The organism is Pseudomonas sp. PGPR N4, assembly GCF_059693665.1.
The window spans coordinates 331,264-350,105 of record NZ_JCAUKV010000006.1 but is presented as its reverse complement, the minus strand read 5'-3'; the positions used below and the strand labels follow the sequence as shown (position 1 = coordinate 350,105).

At 61.5% G+C, this 18,842-nt stretch carries 17 protein-coding genes; 14 read left to right on the top strand and 3 right to left on the bottom strand.

Annotated features, from left to right (window positions below; translation table 11 throughout):
• Positions 1 to 284: 284 nt before the first annotated feature.
• Positions 285 to 641 (bottom strand): 4a-hydroxytetrahydrobiopterin dehydratase, encoded by a 357-nt coding sequence (locus AC58X1_RS21725; RefSeq protein WP_101317695.1) that lies wholly within the window; start codon positions 639 to 641, stop codon positions 285 to 287.
• Positions 642 to 680: 39 nt separating this feature from the next.
• Positions 681 to 1,469, bottom strand: coding sequence for a phenylalanine 4-monooxygenase (phhA, locus tag AC58X1_RS21720; RefSeq protein ID WP_181088171.1), 789 nt, complete (start codon positions 1,467 to 1,469; stop codon positions 681 to 683).
• A 255-nt stretch (positions 1,470 to 1,724) separates the two neighbouring features.
• On the opposite strand from phhA, the gene AC58X1_RS21715 reads away from it, so the two are divergent.
• Positions 1,725 to 3,287: a sigma-54-dependent transcriptional regulator gene (locus AC58X1_RS21715; RefSeq protein ID WP_497429440.1), complete on the top strand. Its 1,563-nt coding sequence runs from the start codon at positions 1,725 to 1,727 to the stop codon at positions 3,285 to 3,287.
• A gap of 46 nt (positions 3,288 to 3,333) precedes the next feature.
• Here AC58X1_RS21715 and AC58X1_RS21710 read toward each other — a convergent pair whose 3' ends face one another.
• Complete coding sequence (locus tag AC58X1_RS21710) at positions 3,334 to 3,594, bottom strand: DUF2790 domain-containing protein (protein ID WP_101317702.1); 261 nt, start codon at positions 3,592 to 3,594, stop codon at positions 3,334 to 3,336.
• Between the two features lie 408 nt (positions 3,595 to 4,002).
• Here AC58X1_RS21710 and acs point away from each other — a divergent pair, with 408 nt between their 5' ends.
• The 13 genes from acs (at position 4,003) to astE (ending at position 18,578) form a co-directional block, all read left to right on the top strand.
• On the top strand, positions 4,003 to 5,964 hold the full coding sequence (acs, locus tag AC58X1_RS21705; RefSeq protein WP_150569805.1) for an acetate--CoA ligase: 1,962 nt from the start codon (positions 4,003 to 4,005) through the stop codon (positions 5,962 to 5,964).
• A gap of 501 nt (positions 5,965 to 6,465) precedes the next feature.
• The gene (locus AC58X1_RS21700; RefSeq protein WP_101317704.1) at positions 6,466 to 7,251 is read left to right on the top strand and encodes an ABC transporter substrate-binding protein; all 786 of its coding nucleotides are present in this window, start codon (positions 6,466 to 6,468) and stop codon (positions 7,249 to 7,251) included.
• Between the two features lie 91 nt (positions 7,252 to 7,342).
• Complete coding sequence (locus tag AC58X1_RS21695) at positions 7,343 to 8,032, top strand: ABC transporter permease (RefSeq protein ID WP_101317706.1); 690 nt, start codon at positions 7,343 to 7,345, stop codon at positions 8,030 to 8,032.
• Positions 8,029 to 8,727, top strand: a complete 699-nt coding sequence (locus AC58X1_RS21690; RefSeq protein ID WP_101317708.1) for an ABC transporter permease — start codon at positions 8,029 to 8,031, stop codon at positions 8,725 to 8,727. The genes AC58X1_RS21695 and AC58X1_RS21690 overlap by 4 nt, the downstream gene beginning before the upstream one ends.
• A gap of 22 nt (positions 8,728 to 8,749) precedes the next feature.
• Entirely contained in the window at positions 8,750 to 9,514 is a 765-nt protein-coding gene (locus tag AC58X1_RS21685) for an ABC transporter ATP-binding protein (RefSeq protein ID WP_101317710.1), read from the top strand.
• Between the two features lie 99 nt (positions 9,515 to 9,613).
• Entirely contained in the window at positions 9,614 to 10,594 is a 981-nt protein-coding gene (gene argR / locus AC58X1_RS21680) for a transcriptional regulator ArgR (protein WP_101317712.1), read from the top strand.
• 343 nt (positions 10,595 to 10,937) lie between these two features.
• Positions 10,938 to 12,146, top strand: a complete 1,209-nt coding sequence (locus tag AC58X1_RS21675) for an aspartate aminotransferase family protein (protein WP_181088168.1) — start codon at positions 10,938 to 10,940, stop codon at positions 12,144 to 12,146.
• A gap of 139 nt (positions 12,147 to 12,285) precedes the next feature.
• The gene (gene aruF / locus AC58X1_RS21670; RefSeq protein WP_150569802.1) at positions 12,286 to 13,305 is read left to right on the top strand and encodes an arginine/ornithine succinyltransferase subunit alpha; all 1,020 of its coding nucleotides are present in this window, start codon (positions 12,286 to 12,288) and stop codon (positions 13,303 to 13,305) included.
• A gap of 78 nt (positions 13,306 to 13,383) precedes the next feature.
• Positions 13,384 to 14,412 (top strand): arginine N-succinyltransferase, encoded by a 1,029-nt coding sequence (gene astA / locus AC58X1_RS21665; RefSeq protein WP_101317718.1) that lies wholly within the window; start codon positions 13,384 to 13,386, stop codon positions 14,410 to 14,412.
• Positions 14,409 to 15,875 carry a succinylglutamate-semialdehyde dehydrogenase gene (gene astD / locus AC58X1_RS21660; RefSeq protein ID WP_188035604.1) on the top strand — a complete coding sequence of 489 codons (1,467 nt, stop codon included), beginning with the start codon at positions 14,409 to 14,411 and terminating at the stop codon, positions 15,873 to 15,875. Before astA ends, astD begins: the two co-directional genes overlap by 4 nt.
• Positions 15,876 to 15,898: 23 nt before the next feature.
• A complete protein-coding gene (gene astB, locus AC58X1_RS21655; RefSeq protein ID WP_101317722.1) occupies positions 15,899 to 17,248 on the top strand; it encodes an N-succinylarginine dihydrolase in 1,350 nt (449 codons plus the stop codon).
• Positions 17,249 to 17,263: 15 nt separating this feature from the next.
• Positions 17,264 to 17,560: a topoisomerase II gene (locus tag AC58X1_RS21650; protein WP_101317724.1), complete on the top strand. Its 297-nt coding sequence runs from the start codon at positions 17,264 to 17,266 to the stop codon at positions 17,558 to 17,560.
• 10 nt (positions 17,561 to 17,570) lie between these two features.
• Complete coding sequence (astE, locus tag AC58X1_RS21645; RefSeq protein WP_447735123.1) at positions 17,571 to 18,578, top strand: succinylglutamate desuccinylase; 1,008 nt, start codon at positions 17,571 to 17,573, stop codon at positions 18,576 to 18,578.
• The last annotated feature ends 264 nt before the right edge of the window (positions 18,579 to 18,842 follow it).

Here is an 18,842-nt window from a genome sequence, read left to right as displayed (position 1 = left end):
GGCGGCAACGGTGTGCTCTTCGGGGTTCAGGCTTGGGAAGGGATGATTCGGGATCTCATGCATCTCGTCGTCCTCGCAAGTGTGAGTTGAAAAGGCTGCGCCAGGCGCGTGTGTGGCTTTGAAAAAGCTTGGGCAGGATACAGCAGTCGACATGACAGTTTGAACTTTTTGCCGATCAGCTGTCGGCTAGCGGGCGGATATCGGACGCAGCACGTGGCAGGGGATGCAGTTGAAACGGCAAGCGCCCGCAGAGTCCACGGCCTCTGCGGGCGCTGCCAGGCAGGTTACTTGCGGCCTTCGGCGTTCTTGGCCACTTCATCGGTGCGGGCGCACATGATGAAGTCATTGCGGTGCAGACCTTTGATCGAATGGCTCCACCAGGTCACAGTGACTTTGCCCCATTCGGTCATCAGACCAGGGTGGTGGCCTTCGGCTTCGGCGATTTCGCCAACGGCATTGGTAAAGGCCAGGGCGTGCTTGAAGTTCTTGAACAGGAATACCCGTTCCAGCTCCATATGGCCGTCACGCACTTCGATGTTCCAATCGGGGATCTGCCGGATCAGCTCGGGCAGTTCGGCTTCGCTGACCTGCGGGGCGTCGGCGCGGCAGGCTTCGCAGTGGGCTTGATTCAAGGCATTCATGGTGTGGTTCCAATTCGAGTTGTTATCGTCAAGGTGGCTTCAGGCAGCAACCTTGGGTGGAAACTTGGGTGCGTGCAGGCCCAGCTGCATGCCCTGGTGGACCATGCCCATGATGTCTTCATGGGCCAGGTCGAACAGGCGCTTGAGGTTGGGCAGGACGAAGTACACCGGCTGCAGGATATCGATGCGATAAGGCGTGCGCATCGCCTCGATCGGGTCGAAGGCCTGATGCTCAGGCTCGCTGGACAGACTGTAGACGGTCTCCTTGGGTGAGGAGAGGATGCCGCCGCCGTAGATACGTTGGCCTTGCGCGGTATCCATCAAGCCGAATTCGATGGTCATCCAGTACAGCCGGGCCAGGTACACCCGCTCTTCCTTGGTCGCAGCCAGGCCCAGCTTGCCATAGGTGTGGGTGAATTCGGCGAACCATGGGTTGGTCAGCAGCGGGCAGTGGCCGAAGATTTCATGAAAGATATCCGGCTCTTGCAGGTAGTCCAGTTCTTCACGGGTGCGGATGAAGGTAGCCACCGGAAAGCGCTTGCTGGCAAGCAGTTCGAAAAAGGTCTGGAACGGGATCAATGCTGGCACGCGTGCAACCTGCCAGCCCGTGGTGGCGCCAAGCACTTTGTTGATCTCGCCCAACTGGGGAATGCGCTCATGGGGCAGCTTGAGCTGCTCGATGCCGTCCAGGTACTCCTGGCACGCACGGCCTTCGATCACCTTTAACTGGCGGGTGATCAAGGTATTCCAGACTGCGTGCTCGTCTTGCGGGTAGTCGATAAAACCGTTCGCATCGGGCTCGCGGGCCACGTAGTGCGTCTGTTTCATGTGGCTCTCCTGGTGAGGGCTTTATTGTTTTGATTGCGACTGCCCTTAGGAATATCCCGTTGCCGAAGGTTTTGCATCGGGTTAACGCGCACGTTAACCCGCTTCCGGTTGTGGTTTCGTAACGTTAATTTTACAAAACGCCGGTGATCCCGGAAAATCGCGGCCATGCGCGGTAGCTAAGCGCTATTTTTGTCAGCTTATCTTTACGACTTTTCTGCGTGCCGGTTAAAAAATCGGCAGCTTCGAGATATCTACATGCGTATCAAAGTGCATTGCCAGAACCGCATCGGCATCCTGCGGGACATCCTCAACCTGCTGGTGGGGTACGGGATCAACGTGCTGCGGGGGGAGGTGGGCGGCGACCATGGCAATGCGATCTACCTGCATTGCCCGAACCTGGTGAACCTGCAGTTTCAGGCGTTACGGCCCAAGTTCGAAGCCATCACCGGCGTATTCGGCGTCAAGCGGGTCGGCCTGATGCCCAGTGAGCGCCGGCACATGGAGCTCAACGCCCTGCTGGGCGCGCTCGAGTTTCCGGTGCTGTCGGTGGACATGGGCGGCAGCATCGTCGCCGCCAACCGGGCCGCCGCGCAGTTGCTGGGCGTGCGTGTGGATGAGGTGCCGGGCTTGCCGCTGGCGCGCTATGTCGAGGACTTTGACCTGCCTGAACTGGTCCGCGCCAACCAGTCGCGGATCAACGGCCTGCGGGTCAAGCTCAAGGGCGATGTGTTTCTGGCAGATATCGCGCCGCTACAGTCCGAGCACGATGAAAGCGAAGCGCTGGCCGGTGCTGTGTTGACCCTGCACCGCGCCGACCGCATCGGCGAGCGTATCTACAATGTGCGCAAGCAGGAGCTGCGCGGCTTTGACAGTATCTTCCAAAGCTCGAAAGTAATGGCGGCGGTAGTGCGCGAGGCGCGGCGCATGGCGCCTCTGGATGCGCCGCTGTTGATTGAAGGTGAAACCGGCACGGGCAAGGAGCTGCTGGCGCGCGCCTGTCACCTGGCCAGCCCGCGCGGTCAGGCGCCGTTGATGGCGCTCAACTGTGCCGGCTTGCCGGAGTCGATGGCCGAGACCGAGCTGTTTGGCTATGGCCCGGGCGCATTCGAAGGTGCCCGCGCCGAGGGCAAGCTCGGTCTGCTCGAGCTGACCGCAGGCGGCACCTTGTTCCTCGATGGCGTTGCCGAGATGAGCCCGCGTCTGCAGGTCAAGCTGCTGCGCTTTTTGCAGGACGGCTGCTTTCGTCGGGTCGGCAGTGATGAAGAGGTATACCTGGATGTACGGGTCATCTGCGCGACCCAGGTGGACTTGTCCGAGTTGTGCGCGCGGGGTGAGTTCCGCCAGGACCTGTACCACCGCTTGAACGTGCTCTCGCTGCACATTCCGCCGCTGCGTGAATGCATGGATGGCCTGGACGGCTTGGTCGAGCATTTTCTGGATCAAGCCAGCCGGCAGATTGGCTGCCCACTACCCAAGTTGGTGTCGGCGGCCATGGATAAACTCGCGCACTATCACTGGCCGGGCAATGTGCGCCAACTTGAGAATGTACTGTTTCAAGCCGTTTCATTGTGTGAGGGCGGTGTGGTTAAAAGTGAGCATATCCGTTTGCCGGATTATGGTGTGCGCCAACCGTTGGGCGAGTTTTCCCTGGAGGGGCAACTTGCTGATATTGTCGGGCGTTTTGAAAGGGCGGTGTTGGAATCGTTGTTGGCGGAGTTTCCAAGTAGTCGTGCGTTGGGTAAGCGCTTGGGCGTTTCACATACGACCATCGCCAATAAGTTGCGAGAATATGCGCTGGGTAAATCAGCGGATCAATAGTGCGGATTAAGCGAAAGGGGCCTTGCGGGCCCCTGTTTCATGCTGCTTAACCGTTCGAGCAGCCGTTGCCCATCACTCGGTATTCGAGAATGTGCTGTTGGCCCTGCGAGTCTTCATAGGTCATGCGGGCCGGTACCACTTCGCAGACATTGGGCACCGCGCTCATCGAGATAACGCGGGCGATGTCCAGGTGCTGCGAGTAGTTGTACTGTTCAACCGGGATCTGCTTGGCGTTGTTTGCAAGGTCGTCGGCCAGTGCCGCGGTGCTGCAAAGAGTGCCAAGTGCCAATACCAGTAACGCTTTCATTTTCAGTTTACCTATACAGGGGCGAGAGGGTGCACGCAGCGCGTTTGGCGCTGCGCGTAAAACGATAATCAGGGGTTTTAATTATCTTGGGATTAACACCTGCCGGGTGGGGGCTACTGTCGGAAGTTAATCGCCTTGCCGTTGTTGGCGAGATGAATTTTAGGCCGCGGTGTACGGCTGAAACAGAGCGGGTTTTGATAAAGACTGTTGGCAGATTCTGTAACAATCCTGCGCCGCTGTGCTGTGACAAGACTGGCGAAGTGCTGGCATGGTTGATCTAGAGCCATCGCTGAGGGAGCAGTGGGTAAAGGAGGGGGACGCTACTACCAACGTCGAATGGCCCTGAGCACTCTGTTACAGTTAAAAACGGTTCCATACAAAAACAACTATTACACCGAGGTATCACAGATGAGTGCGGCTCCACTGTATCCCGTTCGTCCCGAGGTTGCGGCGACCACCCTGACCGACGAGGCCACCTACAAGGCCATGTACCAGCAATCGGTGATCAACCCCGATGGTTTCTGGCGCGAGCAGGCTCAGCGGCTGGACTGGATCAAGCCGTTCACCAAGGTCAAGCAGACCTCGTTCGACGACCATCATGTCGATATCAAATGGTTCGCCGATGGCACCCTCAACGTTTCCTACAACTGTCTGGACCGTCACCTTGAAGAGCGTGGCGATCAGGTAGCAATCATCTGGGAGGGCGACGACCCTTCCGAGAGCCGCAACATCACCTACCGCGAACTGCACGAGCAGGTCTGCAAGTTCGCCAACGCCTTGCGTGGCCAGGACGTGCACCGCGGTGACGTGGTGACCATCTACATGCCGATGATCCCCGAAGCTGTGGTCGCCATGCTGGCCTGTGCCCGCATCGGTGCGATCCATTCGGTAGTCTTCGGTGGTTTCTCGCCAGAAGCACTTGCGGGGCGGATCATCGACTGCAAGTCGAAGATCGTCATCACTGCCGACGAGGGCCTGCGAGGCGGTCGCCGTACTCCGCTCAAGGGCAACGTCGACCTGGCGCTGACCAACCCGGAAACCAGCAGCGTGCAGAAGATCATCGTCTGCAAGCGCACCGGCGGCGACATCGCCTGGCACCAGCATCGCGATATCTGGTACGAAGACCTGATGAAGGTTGCTTCCAGCCACTGCGCACCGAAAGAAATGGGCGCCGAAGAAGCGCTGTTCATCCTCTACACCTCAGGTTCCACCGGCAAGCCAAAGGGCGTCTTGCACACCACCGGCGGCTACATGGTTTACGCCGCGCTGACCCATGAGCGGGTATTCGACTACCGCCCGGGTGAAGTCTACTGGTGCACCGCCGACGTCGGCTGGATCACCGGCCACAGCTACATCGTCTACGGCCCGCTGGCCAACGGCGCTACCACCGTGTTGTTCGAGGGTGTGCCAAACTATCCGGACATCACTCGTGTGTCGAAGATCATCGACAAGCACAAGGTCAATATCCTCTACACCGCACCGACCGCGATCCGCGCAATGATGGCTGAGGGGCAGGCTGCAGTCGAAGGTGCCGATGGCTCAAGCCTGCGCCTGCTCGGCTCGGTCGGCGAGCCGATCAACCCGGAAGCCTGGAACTGGTACCACCAGGCCGTAGGCAAGGGCCGTTGCCCGATCGTCGACACCTGGTGGCAGACCGAAACCGGCGGCATCCTTATCAGCCCGCTGCCAGGCGCGACTGGCCTCAAGCCGGGCTCGGCGACGCGGCCGTTCTTCGGTGTGGTGCCGGCGCTGGTCGACAACCTCGGCAACCTGATTGATGGTGCGGCCGAGGGTAACCTGGTGATTCTCGATTCGTGGCCAGGCCAGTCGCGCTCGCTGTATGGCGATCATGACCGCTTCGTCGATACCTATTTCAAGACCTTCCGCGGCATGTACTTCACCGGTGACGGCGCCCGTCGCGATGAAGATGGCTACTACTGGATCACCGGTCGTGTGGATGACGTGCTCAACGTTTCCGGCCACCGCATGGGTACCGCCGAGATCGAAAGCGCGATGGTCGCTCATGCAAAGGTCGCCGAGGCGGCGGTGGTGGGTGTGCCGCACGACATCAAGGGGCAGGGCATCTATGTCTATGTCACCCTCAACTCCGGTATCGAGCCTAGCGAGCAGTTGCGCCTTGAGCTGAAAAACTGGGTGCGCAAGGAGATCGGCCCGATTGCTTCGCCGGATGTTATCCAGTGGGCGCCAGGGCTGCCGAAGACCCGCTCGGGCAAGATCATGCGACGGATCCTGCGCAAGATCGCCACGGCTGAGTACGATGCCTTGGGTGATATTTCGACCTTGGCCGACCCTGGTGTGGTGCAGCATTTGATCGATACGCACAAGTCGATGAACCTGGCTTCGGCTTGACTAATCGGTGTGGAGGGGGCGCGCAGCAGCCCCACTCCCCAAAGCCCCGCTTCGGCGGGGTTTTTGCATTCTGTTACTTCGACATTCATCGGTAACCGATTCTGTCACCGCCGCCGCACCAAGGCGGGGCGTGGCTACCCACTCGGGCCCCAAAACAGGGCTGCCTTGGCTGTCAGCAAAACCGATGACACGCTGCACTTGCCGTATTACAAGGCTTTGCCAATAATAGGCGCACTTATTGCTTCGTTTACAGGTTGTTTCCTTTTCGCTCTTGCATAAATCGTAAGGGCTGTCAATATCGCCCGCTACTGTTTCATGCGCTTCTATAACTAGTTGTCGCTTTGAAGAAATATCGACTAACGGGCTGTCGTTAGAATGCCACTCACTCGCTCGTGGTCTGCGGCCCTGGTCGATACCTCTCGCGGCTTGCGTTGTACCCATTCGCATTCGGGCAGCTGTTACCCCCTGCCTTGTATTGCCCCGTACCGATGGAGTTACCTGATGAAGAAGCTTGCACTGCTTGGCGCCCTGGCGCTGTCCGTGTTTTCCCTGGTATCGCACGCCGATGAAAAACCGCTGAAAATCGGTATCGAGGCCGCTTACCCTCCGTTCGCCTTCAAGCAGCCTGATGGCAGCATTGCCGGCTTTGACTACGACATCGGCAATGCCCTGTGCACCGAGATGAAGGTCAAGTGCACCTGGGTCGAGCAAGAGTTCGACGGCCTGATCCCGGCACTCAAGGTGCGCAAGATCGACGCGATCCTGTCGTCGATGTCGATCACCGACGATCGCAAGAAGTCGGTCGACTTCACCAACCGCTACTACCTGACCCCGGCACGTCTGGTGATGAAAGACGGCACTACCGTCAGCGACTCGCTGGCCGAGCTCAAGGGCAAGAAGATCGGCGTGCAGCGCGGCTCGATCCACAACCGCTTCGCCAATGAAGTACTGGCCCCGCAAGGCGCAACTGTCGTGCCTTACGGCACGCAGAACGAAATCTACCTGGATGTCGCTGCCGGTCGTCTCGATGGCACTGTCGCCGACGCCACCCTGCTCGAAGACGGCTTCCTCAAGACCGACGCCGGCAAGGGCTTTGCCTTTGTAGGTCCGGCCTTCACCGACGCCAAGTACTTCGGCGACGGCATCGGTATCGCCGTGCGCAAGGGTGACAAGGCCAACCTCGATCGGATCAACGCTGCCATTGCCGCGATTCGCGCCAACGGCGAGTACAAGAAGATCCAGGACAAGTACTTCAATTTCGACATCTACGGGCCTGAGGCCAAGTAAGACGTCGGACCGCAACTGTGCAATGGTGCAAACAGCAGAGGCTCTGAGGTTTGCACCATTTTTCATTCCCTAGGTCTGAGGAATCCCAATCATGTTGAAAGGCTACGGGGCAGTCATCCTCGATGGGGCGTGGCTGACGCTACAGCTCGCCCTGTCGTCGATGGCCCTGGCCATCGTGCTCGGTCTGATCGGCGTGGCGCTGCGCCTGTCGCCGGTACGCTGGCTGGCCTGGCTCGGCGATATGTATGCCACGGTCATCCGCGGCATCCCGGATCTGGTGTTGATCCTGCTGATTTTCTACGGTGGCCAGGACTTGCTCAATCGGCTGGCGCCACTGTTGGGCTATGACGACTACATCGACCTCAACCCGCTGGCTGCCGGTATCGGTACGCTGGGGTTCATCTTTGGCGCGTACCTGTCGGAAACCTTCCGCGGCGCGTTCCTGGGTATCCCCAAAGGGCAGGCCGAAGCCGGTGTGGCTTACGGCATGAGCAGCCGCCAGGTGTTCTTCCGGGTGATGGTGCCGCAGATGATCCGCCTGGCCATTCCGGGCTTTACCAACAACTGGCTGGTATTGACCAAGGCGACCGCGTTGATCTCGGTGGTCGGTCTGCAAGACATGATGTTCAAGGCCAAGCAGGCGGCTGATGCCACCCGCGAACCCTTCACTTTCTTCCTGGCGGTGGCTGCGCTGTACCTGGTGCTCACCAGTGTTTCGCTGCTGGCGTTGAAATACCTTGAACGGCGCTACTCGGTAGGCGTCAAGGCGGCAGAACTATGATCTTTGACTACAACGTCATCTGGGAAGCCATGCCGCTGTACCTGGGCGGCTTGCTGACGACCCTGAAATTGCTGGCGTTCTCGCTGCTGTTCGGTTTGCTGGCAGCGGTACCGCTGGGGCTGATGCGGGTGTCCAAGCAGCCGCTGGTGAATGTGCCGGCCTGGCTCTACACCTATGTCATTCGCGGCACGCCAATGCTGGTGCAGCTGTTCTTGATCTACTACGGCCTGGCTCAGTTCGAGGCAGTGCGCGAGAGTATCTTCTGGCCGTGGCTGTCCAGCGCAACTTTCTGCGCGTGCCTGGCGTTTGCCGTCAATACCAGCGCCTACACCGCTGAAATCATCGCCGGCAGCCTCAAGGCCACGCCCCATGGCGAGATCGAAGCTGCCAAGGCGATGGGCATGTCGCGCTACAAGATGTACCGCCGGATCCTGCTGCCGTCTGCCATGCGCCGCGCGCTGCCGCAGTACAGCAACGAAGTGATCATGATGCTGCAGACCACCAGCCTGGCCTCGATCGTGACCCTGATCGACATCACCGGCGCGGCGCGTACCGTCAATGCCCAGTACTACCTGCCTTTCGAGGCCTACATCACCGCGGGTGTGTTCTACCTGTGCCTGACCTTCATTCTGGTGCGCCTGTTCAAGATGGCCGAACGCCGCTGGCTGGGCTACCTGGCGCCGCGCAAGCACTGACCGCTCTGTGAGAACCGACAGCATGTACAAACTCGAAGTCCAAGACCTGCACAAGCGCTACGGCAGCCATGAAGTGCTCAAGGGCGTGTCCCTGGCGGCCAAGGCCGGCGATGTGATCAGCATCATCGGCTCCAGCGGTTCGGGCAAGTCGACCTTCCTGCGTTGCATCAACCTGCTCGAGCAACCGCATGCGGGCAAGATTCTGCTCAACAACGAAGAGCTCAAGCTGGTTGCCGGCAAGGAAGGCGCGCTCAAGGCGGCCGATCCGCGCCAGTTGCAGCGGATGCGTTCGCGCCTGTCGATGGTGTTTCAGCATTTCAATCTGTGGGCGCACATGACCGCGCTCGAGAACATCATCGAAGCGCCGGTGCATGTGCTCGGCATGAACAAGAAAGAAGCTCTGGAGAAAGCCGAGCATTACCTGGCCAAGGTCGGCGTCTCGCACCGCAAGGACGCCTACCCTGGGCATATGTCCGGTGGTGAGCAGCAACGTGTGGCGATTGCCCGTGCGCTGGCCATGGAGCCGGAGGTGATGCTGTTCGACGAGCCGACCTCGGCACTCGACCCGGAGCTGGTCGGTGATGTGCTCAAGGTCATGCAGTCGTTGGCCCAGGAGGGCCGCACCATGGTCGTGGTGACCCACGAAATGGGCTTTGCCCGCGAGGTCTCCAATCAGCTGGTGTTCCTGCATAAAGGCATCGTCGAGGAGCGTGGTAATCCGCGTGAAGTGCTGGTCAATCCGCAGTCGGAACGGCTCCAGCAGTTTCTCTCGGGCAGCTTGAAGTAACGCTGCACCTTTGCACCAGAATAGGGCATGCTGCGCAGCGAGCGCAGCCATCCCCGGCGCAACTGACGCCACCTCTTCTCAGGTTTCGGACCACGCCCTATGACCACCCAGCGTATCGGCTTTCTCATCTGGCCCAACACCCGGCCGCTGACCTTGGCCCTGGCCGAAGAAGCACTGCTGGTGGCTCAGCGGGTACATCCGGAAGTTATCTACGATCTGGTGTTTCTCCAGGCTGAGCCTGGCGAGCAGCAGGGCTGGCAGTTGCCGGGCGAGGCCTGGAATGGTCGGCTCGAAGGTTTCCAGAAGCTCTTCGTGCTGGCTGACGAGCCGCCGCAGGCGGTCACGGCCGCGCTGTCGTCCGGGCTCAAGCAGCTGGCTCGCAGCGGTTGCGTCATTGCCGGGCTGTCGGCGGGCGTCTATCCCCTGGCGCAGCTCGGCCTGCTCGATGGTTATCGCGCGGCGGTGCATTGGCGCTGGCAGGACGATTTTGCCGAACGCTTCCCCAAGGTGATTGCCACCAGCCATCTGTTCGACTGGGACCGTGATCGCCTGACCGCCTGTGGTGGCATGGCCGTGGTCGACCTGCTGCTGGCCGTGCTGGCCCGTGACCATGGCGCCGAGCTTGCCGGTGCGGTGTCCGAGGAGCTGGTGGTCGAGCGCATCCGCGAGGGTGGCGAGCGGCAGCGTATTCCGCTGCAGAACCGCCTCGGCTCGAGCCATCCCAAACTGACCCAGGCCGTGCTGTTGATGGAAGCCAACATCGAAGAGCCGCTGACCACCGATGAGATCGCCCAGCATGTGTGCGTCTCGCGGCGCCAGCTGGAGCGGATCTTCAAGCAGTACCTCAATCGCGTGCCGAGCCAGTATTACCTTGAACTGCGCTTGAACAAGGCGCGGCAGATGTTGATGCAGACCAGCAAGTCGATCATCCAGATCGGGCTGTCGTGCGGGTTCTCGTCAGGGCCGCATTTTTCCAGCGCCTACCGCAACTTCTTCGGCGCGACGCCGCGGGAAGACCGCAACCAGCGGCGCAACAACAGCCCGTTCGAGTTGAGTTCAGCGACTTCAGTCGACAAGTAGGATGATGGGCCGTTGCATGGCCCTTCGCGGGCAAGCCCGCTCCCACATTGGGTAGCGGTCAAGCCTGTGGGAGCGGGCTTGCCCGCGAAGGGTCGTGCAACGGCCCCAACTATCATGTGAACAACTGTTCTCTCAATTACCCGCCACCTCTCCCCGACAGTTCCTCGCTCCTTTACACTGCGCGATTGCGACAGTGTTTGTCGCATTGCCGAAAACCTCTGTGAAACACGGTTTAGCGCTGTAACAAGTTGTCGCTTGGCCGCAAGGACAGGCGCTGATCAGTCCTTACAATCCCCCCATCGCTCGCCAATCCCAGGCCAGCGTTTCTCTTCAGGAGACTCAGATGTCCGTTGAGCAAGCCCCGGTGCAACGTGCCGATTTCGACCAGGTCATGGTTCCCAACTACGCCCCGGCGGCGTTCATTCCGGTGCGAGGCGAGGGCTCTCGAGTCTGGGACCAGGCGGGCCGCGAACTGATCGACTTTGCCGGCGGCATCGCGGTAAACGCCCTGGGTCATTGCCATCCAGCGCTGGTCAAGGCACTGACCGAGCAGGCCAATACCCTCTGGCATGTATCCAATGTTTTCACCAACGAGCCGGCGTTGCGTCTGGCGCACAAGCTGGTCGACGCGACCTTTGCCGACAAGGCGTTTTTCTGCAACTCCGGCGCCGAGGCCAACGAGGCTGCGTTCAAGCTGGCCCGTCGGGTTGCCCATGATCGCTTCGGCCCGGACAAGCACGAAATCATCTCCACCGTGAACAGCTTCCACGGTCGCACCCTGTTTACCGTCAGCGTCGGCGGCCAGCCGAAGTACTCCGACGGCTTCGGCCCGAAGATCACTGGCATCAGCCATGTGCCGTACAACGACCTTGAAGCGCTCAAGGCACAGATCTCCGACAAGACCTGCGCGGTGGTGATCGAGCCGATCCAGGGTGAGAGCGGCGTAGTGCCGGCTGACCTGGCTTACCTGGAAGGTGCGCGCAAGCTGTGTGACGAGCACAACGCGCTGCTGATCTTCGACGAAGTGCAGACCGGGGTCGGCCGTACCGGCCACCTGTATGCCTACCAGCATTACGGCGTGATCCCGGACATCCTCTCCAGCGCCAAGAGCCTGGGCGGCGGCTTCCCGATCGGCGCCATGCTGACCACCGACGACATTGCCAAGCATCTGGTCGCCGGTACTCATGGCACTACCTACGGCGGCAACCCGCTGGGCTGCGCCGTGGCCTGTGCAGTACTGGATGTGATCAACACCCCGCAGACCCTGGCCGCTGTCACTGCCAAGCACGAGCGCTTCAAGGCACGCCTGGAGAAGATCGAGCTGTTCAGCCTCGTCCGCGGTGTCGGCCTGCTGATCGGCTGCGTGTTGACCGATGCCTGGAAAGGCAAGGCCAAGGACGTGCTCAACGCCGCCGAGAAAGAAGGCCTTATGGTGTTGCAGGCTGGCCCGGATGTAGTGCGTTTTGCACCGAGCCTGGTCATCGAGGATGCCGATATCGACGAAGGCCTGGACCGCTTCGAACGCGCGGTAGCCAAGCTGCTGCAAGGCTGACATACAGCGATTCTGTCGCCGCTGTCAGCAGTGCCAGCGGCGACAGCAGAATTCCAGCGCGGGTGCCTTGTCTCAGGCGGGCACCCGCCGTTTTGCCGCACCACGCTGTGCGGCCCGTATTCCCGAAAGGAGTGACACCATGCTGGTAATGCGCCCCGCGCAAATGGCTGACCTGAATGAAGTGCAGCGCATGGCTGCGGACAGCCCGGTTGGTGTCACTTCGCTGCCTGATGACGCTGCGCGTCTGGGCGACAAGATTGCCGCGTCGGAAACCTCGTTTGCCGCCGAGGTCAGCTTCAATGGCGAAGAGAGCTACTTCTTTGTGCTCGAAGACACCAGCACCGGCAAGCTGGCCGGCTGCTCGGCCATCGTCGCCTCGGCGGGCTACTCGGAGCCGTTCTACAGCTTTCGTAACGAGACCTTTGTGCATGCTTCGCGCGAGCTGAAGATCCACAACAAGATCCACGTCCTGTCGCTGTGCCACGACCTCACCGGCAACAGCCTGCTGACCAGCTTCTACGTGCTGCCGGAGCTGGTGGCCAGCGGCTTTGCCGAGCTCAATTCGCGCGGCCGCCTGCTGTTCATGGCCGCCCACCCGGAGCGCTTTGCCGACTCGGTGGTTACCGAGATCGTCGGCTACAGCGACGAGCAGGGCGAGTCGCCGTTCTGGGATTCGATAGGGCGTAACTTCTTCGACCTGAACTATTCCGACGCCGAGCGCCTGTGCGGGCTGAAGAGCCGGACCTTCCTCGCCGAGCTGATGCCGCATTATCCGATCTATGTACCGCTGCTGCCGGACCACGCTCAGGAGGCGATGGGTCAGGTGCATCCGCGGGCGCAGATCACCTTCGACATCCTCATGCGTGAAGGCTTCGAGACCGAGCATTACATCGACATCTTCGACGGTGGCCCGACCCTGCACGCACGTGCCTCGGGGATCCGCTCGATCAGCCAGAGCCGAGTAGTCCCGGTCAAGCTCGACGAGGCCACAGTCAAGGGTGGCCGCTCGTACCTGGTCTGCAATGGCCAGTTGCAGGACTACCGCGCCGTGTTGCTGGAGCTGGACTGGGTGCCGGGCAAGCCGGTCAGCCTGAGTAGTGAAGCGGCCGATGCCCTGGGCGTCGGTGAAGGTGCCAGCGTGCGCCTGGTCGCTGTTTGAGCGGCCTGGCCATAGCGCCAGCGCTCGCGACCCGCACCCGTCTTGCGGCCGGCACAGACCGCCGCTCAAGGAGATAGCATGATCGTTCGTCCTGTACGCAGCAGCGATTTACCCGCGCTCATCGAAATGGCGCGCAGCGCCGGTACCACTGGCCTGACTACCCTGCCGGCCAACGAAGAGCGGCTGGCTCAGCGCGTGCGCTGGGCTGAAAAGAGCTTCACCGGTGAGGCCGGGCGGGCCGACACCGATTACCTGTTCGTGCTTGAAAACGACGAAGGCCTGGTGGTCGGCATCAGCGCCATCGCCGGTGCCGTCGGCCTGCGTGAACCCTGGTACAACTACCGGGTCGGCCTGACCGTCAGCGCTTCGCAGGAGCTGAATATCTACCGCGAGATCCCGACCCTGTTCCTGGCCAACGACCTCACTGGCAACTCCGAGCTGTGTTCGTTGTTCCTGCGCAGTGATCACCGCAACGGCCTCAACGGCCGCCTGCTGTCGAAGGCGCGCATGCTGTTCATCGCCGAGTTCCCTGAGCTGTTCGGCAAGAAGGTCATCGCCGAGATGCGCGGGATCTCCGACGCCGCAGGCCGCTCGCCGTTCTGGGAGTCGCTGGGCCGGCACTTCTTCAAGATGGAGTTCAGCCAGGCTGACTATCTGACCGGCGTGGGCAACAAGGCCTTCATCGCCGAATTGATGCCCAAGTTCCCGCTGTACACGTGCTTCCTTTCCGAGGCTGCACGCAGTGTGGTCGGCCGGGTACACACCGACACCGAGCCGGCGCTGGCCATGCTCGAGCGCGAAGGTTTCAACTACCAGGGCTACGTCGACATCTTCGATGCAGGCCCGGCAATCGAATGCGACACGGCGAAGATCCGTGCCGTGCGCGAAAGCCAGAATCTGGTGCTGGCAGTAGGCACTCCAGGCGATGACGCCACGCCGTACCTGATCCACAACCGCAAACGCGAAGACTGCCGCATCACCGCAGCGCCAGCGCGGCTGGCGGCCGGCACGCTGGTGGTCGACGCGCTGACGGCGAAACGCCTGCGCCTGGGCGTGGGTGACCACGTGCGCGCAGTCACCTTGTCCGCCAGTCGGGAGGCGCAGTGATGACGACCCATTACATCGCAGGGCAATGGCAGGCTGGCCAGGGTGAGGCGCTGCAGTCGCTGAACCCAGTCACCCAGGCGCTCGTCTGGGCGGGGCAGGGCGCTGCTGCTGGCCAGGTTGCCGCCGCAGTAAGTGCGGCTCGCGAGGCGTTCCCTGCCTGGGCCCTGCTCAGTCTGGAAGCACGCATCGCGGTGCTGGAAGCCTTCGCCGAGCAGCTCAAGACCCATGCTGACGACCTGGCCCGCTGCATCGGTGAAGAAACCGGTAAACCGTTGTGGGAGTCGGCAACCGAAGTCACCAGCATGGTCAACAAGGTGGCGATCTCGGTGCAGAGCTATCGTGAACGCACTGGTGAAAAAAGCGGCCCGCTTGGCGATGCGACTGCCGTGCTGCGGCACAAGCCCCATGGCGTGGTAGCGGTGTTCGGCCCGTACAACTTCCCTGGCCATTTGCCCAACGGGCATATTGTGCCGGCGCTGCTGGCCGGTAACTGCGTGGTGTTCAAGCCAAGTGAGCTGACCCCGAAAGTGGCCGAGCTTACGGTCAAATGCTGGATCGCGGCGGGTTTGCCTGCGGGTGTGCTCAATCTGGTTCAGGGCGCCCGTGAGACTGGCGTGGCGCTGGCTGCCGATGCTGGTATCGACGGTTTGTTCTTCACCGGCTCCAGCCGCACCGGCAACCTGCTGCACCAGCAATTTGCCGGGCGCCCGGAAAAGATTCTGGCGCTGGAAATGGGTGGCAACAATCCGTTGGTGGTCGATCAGGTCAAGGATCTCGACGCGGCCGTCTATACCATCATTCAGTCGGCGTTCATTTCTGCCGGTCAACGCTGCACCTGCGCGCGTCGCTTGCTGGTGCCCGAGGGCGCCTGGGGTGACAGCCTGCTGGCGCGGCTGGTCGAGGTCTGCCGCAGCATCACGGTTGGCGCCTATGACCTGCAACCCGCGCCGTTCATGGGTTCGGTGATTTCCCTGGCGGCGGCCCAGGCCCTGCTTGATGCTCAGCAAGCGCTGATCGGCAAGGGTGCGCTGGCGCTGCTGGCGATGACTCAGCCGCAAGCAGGTGCGGCGCTGCTGACGCCTGGCATCATCGATGTCACAGGCGTTGCAGAGCGCCCTGATGAAGAGTTCTTCGGGCCATTGCTGCAGGTCATTCGCTACGCCGACTTCGACAGCGCGATCGACCAGGCCAACGCCACCCAATACGGCCTGGCCGCCGGTTTGTTGTCTGACTCGCATGCGCGCTACCAGCACTTCTGGCTGCGTAGCCGCGCCGGTATCGTCAACTGGAACAAACAGCTCACCGGGGCCGCCAGCAGTGCGCCATTCGGTGGCGTCGGCGCCAGCGGCAACCACCGCGCCAGCGCTTACTACGCGGCCGACTACTGCGCTTACCCCGTGGCATCGCTGGAGACCGCCAGCCTCGCCTTGCCGGCGACATTGACGCCGGGCGTCACCCTATAACAAATGGTCTCGGAGCCTTGCCGATGAAATCCTATGAAGTGAATTTTGATGGCCTGGTAGGGCCGACCCACAATTACGGCGGCCTGTCGTACGGCAACGTGGCCTCGCAGAGCAACAGCCAGCAGTGCTCCAACCCGCGCGAAGCGGCGCGTCAGGGCCTGGCCAAGATGAAGGCGCTGAGCGACATGGGCTTCAAGCAGGGCGTACTCGCCCCGCAGGAGCGCCCGGACGTTGCTGCCCTGCGCCGGCTCGGCTTCAGCGGCAGTGACGCCGAGGTGATCCGTCGCGCCGCCCAGGAGGCCATGCCCTTGCTGGTTGCCAGTTGCTCGGCTTCGAGCATGTGGGTGGCCAACGCGGCAACGGTCAGCCCGAGCGCCGACACTGCCGATGGCCGCGTGCATTTCACTGCCGCCAACCTCAACTGCAAGTACCACCGCAGCATCGAGCATCCGACCACCAGCCGCGTGCTGGCGGCGATGTTCGCCGATGAGCAGGTATTCGCCCACCACCAGGCGCTGCCGGCGGTGGCCCAGTTTGGTGACGAAGGCGCGGCCAACCACACGCGCTTCTGTCGCAGCTATGGCGAGCCCGGCGTAGAGTTTTTTGTCTACGGCCGCAGTGCCTTCGACAGCCGCTACCCGGCGCCGCAGAAGTACCCGGCACGCCAGACCCTGGAAGCTTCGCAGGCCGTCGCTCGCTTGCACGGCCTCAGTGCTGATGGGGTGGTCTACGCTCAACAGAATCCAGCGGTGATCGACCAGGGCGTGTTCCATAACGACGTGATTTCGGTAGGTAACGGCGAAGTGCTGTTCTACCACGAGGATGCCTTCCTCGAGACTGATGCGGTGCTTGCCCAGCTGCAGGCTAAACTGGCCGGCAAGGGTGGCAAGTTCCAGGGCATCTGCGTGCCACGGGCGGCGGTGGCAGTGGAGGACGCGGTGCGTTCCTACCTGTTCAACAGCCAACTGCTGTCACGCGAAGACGGCTCGATGCTGCTGGTGGTGCCGGAAGAGTGCCGCAACAACCCGCGCGTCTGGGACTACCTGAGCCAGTTGACCAGCCAGGGTGGCCCGGTCAAGGAGGTCAAGGTGTTCGATCTCAAGCAGAGCATGCAGAACGGCGGCGGCCCGGCGTGCCTGCGTCTGCGCGTGGCCTTGAAAGAATCCGAGCTGGCGGCGGTCAATCCAGGGGTTATCATGTCGGCGCCGCTGTACGACAGCTTGATCCAGTGGGTCGATCGGCACTATCGCGATCGCATGAGCGACAGCGACCTGGCCGACCCGCAACTGCTCACCGAATGCCGTACGGCCCTGGATGACCTGACCCAACTGCTCAAGCTGGGCTCGGTCTATCCGTTCCAACGCCAACCCTGAAGAGAGAATTACGTAATGTCTGACGCCCTGCGCCTGATCCTGGAAGACGATGATGGCACCCAACTGGAAACCTCCTGCACGCGCTTTGCCGTGCTCTGGCAGGGTAAGGAAGTCTGGATTCAGCAGGACGGCCGCGGCCAGCTGCTGATCGGTGTGGATGTCGCTGAAGGCGATGCCGAGTTCGCCAACCTGCTGCTGCGCCCGATGGCCACCAACCTGGTCAGCCTGCAGCTGGAGATGGAGCCGGCTGAGCTGGGCGACGACGATGAGGATGGCCACGTGCACGGCCCGGATTGCGGTCACCACCACTAAGGATGTGCCTATGCTCGCCCTCGGCAAACTGCTTGACCTGACGCTTGGCGGCCGTGAGCCGGGCGAGAAGACTCAATCGACATCAGCAGGTCTGCGCCTGCGTTGGCTGGGGGAGGGCGCGCTGGAAGTGACGCCGCCGAAGGTGGACGACGGCACCTTGCACCTGCTGCTGTCGGCGGGTATTCACGGTAACGAGACCGCGCCGATCGAGTTACTCGATCAATTGCTGCAGGGCATCGCCAGGGGCGAGATCGTGCCGCAGGCGCGGGTCCTGTTCCTGTTTGGCAGCCCAATGGCGATGCGTGCAGGCCAGCGTTACCTTGAGCAGGACCTGAACCGCTTGTTCAACGGTCGGCACGAATCGTCGAGCGGTTTCGAAGCGCTGCGTGCTGCCGAGCTGGAGCAGTACGCCCGCACGTTCTTCAGCGTGGCTGGGCGCAATCGACTGCACTACGACCTGCACACCGCGATCCGCGCCTCGAAGATCGAGCAGTTTGCCCTGTACCCGTACAAGGACGGCCGCCAGCATTCGCGCCGCGAGTTGGCGCGCCTGAGCCAGGCCGGGATGCAGGCGGTGTTGCTGCAGAGCAAGACCTCGATCACCTTCAGTGCCTTCACCTACGAACAGCTCGAAGCCGAGGCGTTTACCTTGGAACTGGGCAAGGCGCGCCCGTTCGGGCAGAACGAAGAGGTCAACCTTGACCGTTTGCACAAGCGCCTGGTGCAGATCATCGAAGGCAAGGAGCCGGCGGTCGACGACAGTTTCGACGGCCTGCAACTGTTCAGCGTGGCCCGCGAAATCATCAAGCACAGCGACCACTTCCACCTGCACCTGCCGGATGACATCGAAAATTTCTCCGAACTGAGCAAGGGCTACCTGCTGGCCGAAGATCTGGCTGAAACTCGCTGGATCGTCGAGGAGGAGGGCGCGCGGATCATTTTCCCCAACCCCAAGGTGCGCAACGGCCTGCGTGCGGGCATTCTGATCGTGCCCGATTCGGGCCAGCGCCTGAGCTGATCCGTACCATTTGTCGCTGGCTGCGCGCTGCGTGGCCAGCCTCGAGCGGCGCATCCTGGCTGATTTTCCCTGCCCCAGCGGTAATTGGCTTGCCAGCGGCCAAACCCTCGCCTTAGCATCCCCTTCAAGTTTTTAGCCGTGCTGACCTGAAATTGCCCGCAAACGACCTTTCAGGGCGCATAAACACACTGCATCCAGCTTGCAGGACCGATATAATGCGGCCCTTTGCCGTCGTTTCGACGTGTTTGCCTTAACGGCCGCCGT